Source organism: Streptomyces coryli, assembly GCF_011044975.1.
GTDB classification, from domain to species: Bacteria; Actinomycetota; Actinomycetes; order Streptomycetales; family Streptomycetaceae; genus Streptomyces; species Streptomyces coryli.
The window spans coordinates 1-3,537 of record NZ_JAAKZV010000437.1 but is presented as its reverse complement, the minus strand read 5'-3'; the positions used below and the strand labels follow the sequence as shown (position 1 = coordinate 3,537).

Genomic DNA, 3,537 nt, shown 5'->3' with positions numbered 1-3,537 from the left:
CCACCCAGCCCCCGCCTGGAGCCCATCACCCCCGTATCCGCCGGCCGCCGCCGCGTCCCCCGCTGGCTGCGCCGCCTGTCAGGGCCCGCCCTCCTCCTCGCCCTCTGGCAGCTCCTCAGCGCCACCGGCGTGCTGCGGGACGACGTCCTCGCCTCCCCCGGCACCATCGCGAGCGTCGCCGGAGACCTGATCGCCGACGGGTCGCTGCCCGACGCCATGCTGACCTCGCTGCAGCGGGTCGCGGTCGGCATCCTCGCCGGCGCGCTCGCCGGCACCGCGCTGGCGCTCGTCTCCGGGCTGTTCCGGCTCGGCGAGGATCTCGTCGACGCCAGCGTGCAGATGCTGCGGACAGTGCCGTTCGTCGGGCTGATCCCGCTGCTGATCATCTGGTTCGGGATCGGCGAGGCGCCGAAGATCGCGATCATCGCGCTCGGCGTGTCCTTCCCGCTCTACCTCAACGTCTACGCGGGCATCCGCGGCGTCGACTCCCAGCTGATCGAGGCGGGCCAGGCGCTCGGCCTCGGCCGCTGGGGCCTGGTGCGGCACGTCGTCCTCCCGGGCGCGCTGCCCAGCGCGCTGACCGGGCTGCGCTTCTCGCTCGGCATCGCCTGGCTGGCGCTGGTCTTCGCCGAGCAGGTCAACACCGACTCCGGCATCGGCTTCCTGATGATCCAGGCGCGGGAGTTCCTGCGTACGGACGTCATCGTCGTCTGCCTGATCGTCTACGCCTGCTTCGGCATCGCCGCCGACATCGTGGTCCGTACTCTCGAAAGGCTGCTGCTGCAATGGCGACCGACGTTCACGGGGAAGTAGCGACCCAGGCCGCGGCGGTACGAGTCCAGGGACTCACCCGCGCCTTCGACGGCCGCCGCGTCATCGACGACCTCGAACTCACCCTCAGGCCCGGCGAGTTCACCGCCCTCCTCGGCCGCAGCGGCTGCGGCAAGTCCACCCTGCTGCGCATCCTCGCCGGCCTGGACCGCGAGATCGAGGGCGCCGTCCACGTCCCCGAGCGGCGCGCCGTGGCCTTCCAGGCGCCGCGCCTGATGCCGTGGAAGCGGGTCTGGCGCAACGTCCTCCTCGGCCTCCCCGGCAACCCCGACCGGGCCACCGCCGAGCGCGCCCTGGCCGAGGTCGGCCTGGAGAACCACTCCGGCGCCTGGCCGAAGACCCTCTCCGGCGGCGAGGCACAGCGCGCGTCCCTCGCCCGCGCGCTGGTGCGCGAGCCCGATCTGCTGCTGCTCGACGAGCCGTTCGGCGCGCTCGACGCGCTGACCCGGATCAAGGCGCAGCAGCTCGTCGGCGAGCTGTGGCAGCGCCGCGGCTGCGCGGTGCTGCTGGTCACCCACGACGTCGAGGAAGCGCTGCTGCTCGCCGACCGCGCGCTGGTGATGCGCGACGGCGTGATCGCGTACGAGACGCCGGTGGACCTGCCGCGCCCGCGCGCCATCGACGACCCGGATTTCACCGCCCTGCGCGCCGAGCTGCTGTCCCAGCTCGGCGTCGACGCCCCCGCCCGTACGACATGAGGAACCCCCTGCCGATGAAGCGACTACTCCCCACCCTCGTGCTCCCGCTGGCCCTGCTGGCCGCGGGCTGCGGCGGCGGCTCGGCCGCCAAGTCCAGCACCATCTCCGGCGACGGCACCGACGGCAAGGGCTCCGTGACCCTCAATGTCGGCGACCAGAAGGGCGGCGCCGAGGCGGTGCTGCGGGCCGCGGGTGAGCTGAAGGGCCTCGACTACAGGATCAAGTGGTCGACCTTCACCTCCGGGCCGCCGCTCCTCGAGGCGGTCAACGCCGGGGCCGTGGACATCGGCAACGTCGGCAACACACCGCCGGTCTTCGCCGCCGCGGCAGGCTCGAAGATCAAGGTCGTCGGCGCCGCCAACGGCTCCGCCAAGGGCGACGCCATCCTCGTCCCCAAGGGCTCCCCGATCCGTAAGGTCAGCCAGCTCAAGGGCAAGTCCGTCGCCGTGGCGCAGGGCAGCTCCGCGCACTATCAGCTGGTCACCGCGCTGCAGAAGGCCGGACTCTCGCCGAAGGACGTCAAGTTCAGCTTCCTGCAGCCGGCCGACGCGCTGGCCGCGTTCAGCAGCAAGAAGGTCGATGCCTGGTCGATCTGGGACCCCTTCACCTCGCAGGCCCTAGCGAGCGCGAACGGCCGGTTCCTCAGCGACGGGGAGGGCACCGTCGACGGCGTGGACCTGTCGGTGGCCGCGCCGGCCGCGCTCAGCGACAAGAAGAAAGAAGCCGCGGTCAAGGACTACATCGGGCGGCTGCGGAAGGCCCAGGACTGGGTGTACAAGCACCCGGAGGCCTGGGCGAAGGTCTGGAGCAAGGAGACGGGCCTCCCGTACGAGGTGGCCCTGGACTCCGTGAAGCGCAGCAACGGCACCCGCGTCCCCGTCGCCGTGGACCAGGACTTCATCGCGGCGGAGCAGAAGATCGTCGACACCTTCGCGCAGCTGAAGCTGATCCCCAAGCGCTTCGAATTCGACGCCTACGCCGACGGCCGCTACAACGCCGGCCTGCCGCCCTACGACACCAAGCCGCGCACCTACGGGAAGGGCAACTGATGTCCGCCTCCGCAGAATCCACCGTCCGCCTGCACTGGTTCCTGCCCACCGGCGGCGACGGCCGCGGGCTCGTCGACCGGCACGCCTTCATCGACGGCGGCGTGAAGCGGGACCGCCTCGCCCCCGTGTCGGGCGTACGGGCCCCGGACGTCGAGTACCTCGCCCAGATCGCCAAGGCCGCCGAGCAGCTCGGCTTCGAGGCCGTGCTGACGCCGACCGGCACCTGGTGCGAGGACGCCTGGCTGACCACCCTCGCCCTCACCCAGCACACCGAGCGGCTCAAATTCCTGGTCGCCTTCCGGCCCGGCGTCGTCTCGCCCGTCCTCGCCGCGCAGATGGCGTCGACCTTCCAGCGGATCAGCCGGGGCCGGCTGCTGCTGAACGTCGTCACCGGCGGCGACGCCACCGAGCAGCGCCGCTTCGGCGACCATCTGGACCACGACCAGCGCTATGCCCGTACGGACGAATTCCTGCAGGTCGTCCGCGGGGTGTGGGGCGGCAAGCCGTTCGACTTCCGCGGCGAGCACTACACGATCGACGGCGGGCTGGTCGCGCTGCCGCCCGACCCGGTGCCGGAGATCTTCTTCGGCGGCTCTTCGCCGGCCGCGGGGCCGGTGGCGGCCCGTAACACCGACGTCTATCTGACCTGGGGCGAGCCGCCGGCGCAGGTGAAGCAGAAGATCGAGTGGATCCGCGGCCTCGCCGAGGCCGAGGGGCGGACCGTCCGCTTCGGCATCCGGCTGCACGTCATCGCCCGGGACTCCGCGAAGGAGGCGTGGGCGACGGCGGACCGGCTGCTGGACGACCTCGACGAGGACACCGTGGCCGCCGCGCAACAGGCGCTCGGCAAGAGCGAGTCGGTGGGCCAGCAGCGGATGCTCGCGCTGCACGGCGGCTCCCGCTCCCGCGACAAGCTGGAGATCGCGCCGAATCTGTGGGCGGGGATCGGGCTCGTACGG

4 protein-coding genes are annotated in these 3,537 nt (G+C 72.0%); all 4 read left to right on the top strand.

All coding sequences use genetic code 11. From position 1 onward, the window contains the following. On the top strand, positions 1–813 hold an 813-nt coding region (locus G5C51_RS40800; RefSeq protein WP_420824913.1), incomplete at its 5' end, for an ABC transporter permease. Continuing rightward, positions 786–1,529: an ABC transporter ATP-binding protein gene (locus G5C51_RS40795; protein WP_165245810.1), complete on the top strand. Its 744-nt coding sequence runs from the start codon at positions 786–788 to the stop codon at positions 1,527–1,529. The genes G5C51_RS40800 and G5C51_RS40795, both read left to right, overlap by 28 nt. 14 nt (positions 1,530–1,543) lie before the next feature. Further along, the gene (locus G5C51_RS40790) at positions 1,544–2,578 is read left to right on the top strand and encodes an ABC transporter substrate-binding protein (RefSeq protein WP_165245809.1); all 1,035 of its coding nucleotides are present in this window, start codon (positions 1,544–1,546) and stop codon (positions 2,576–2,578) included. Further along, a partial coding sequence (locus G5C51_RS40785) for an LLM class flavin-dependent oxidoreductase (RefSeq protein WP_165245808.1) occupies positions 2,578–3,537 on the top strand: 960 nt, incomplete at its 3' end. The genes G5C51_RS40790 and G5C51_RS40785, both read left to right, overlap by 1 nt.

Bases quoted from the DNA above. Each gene is read 5' to 3' on its own strand.
- G5C51_RS40790 (WP_165245809.1), top strand. From the start codon at position 1,544: ATGAAGCGACTACTCCCCACCCTCGTGCTCCCGCTGGCCCTGCTGGCC.
- G5C51_RS40795 (WP_165245810.1), top strand. From the start codon at position 786: ATGGCGACCGACGTTCACGGGGAAGTAGCGACCCAGGCCGCGGCGGTA.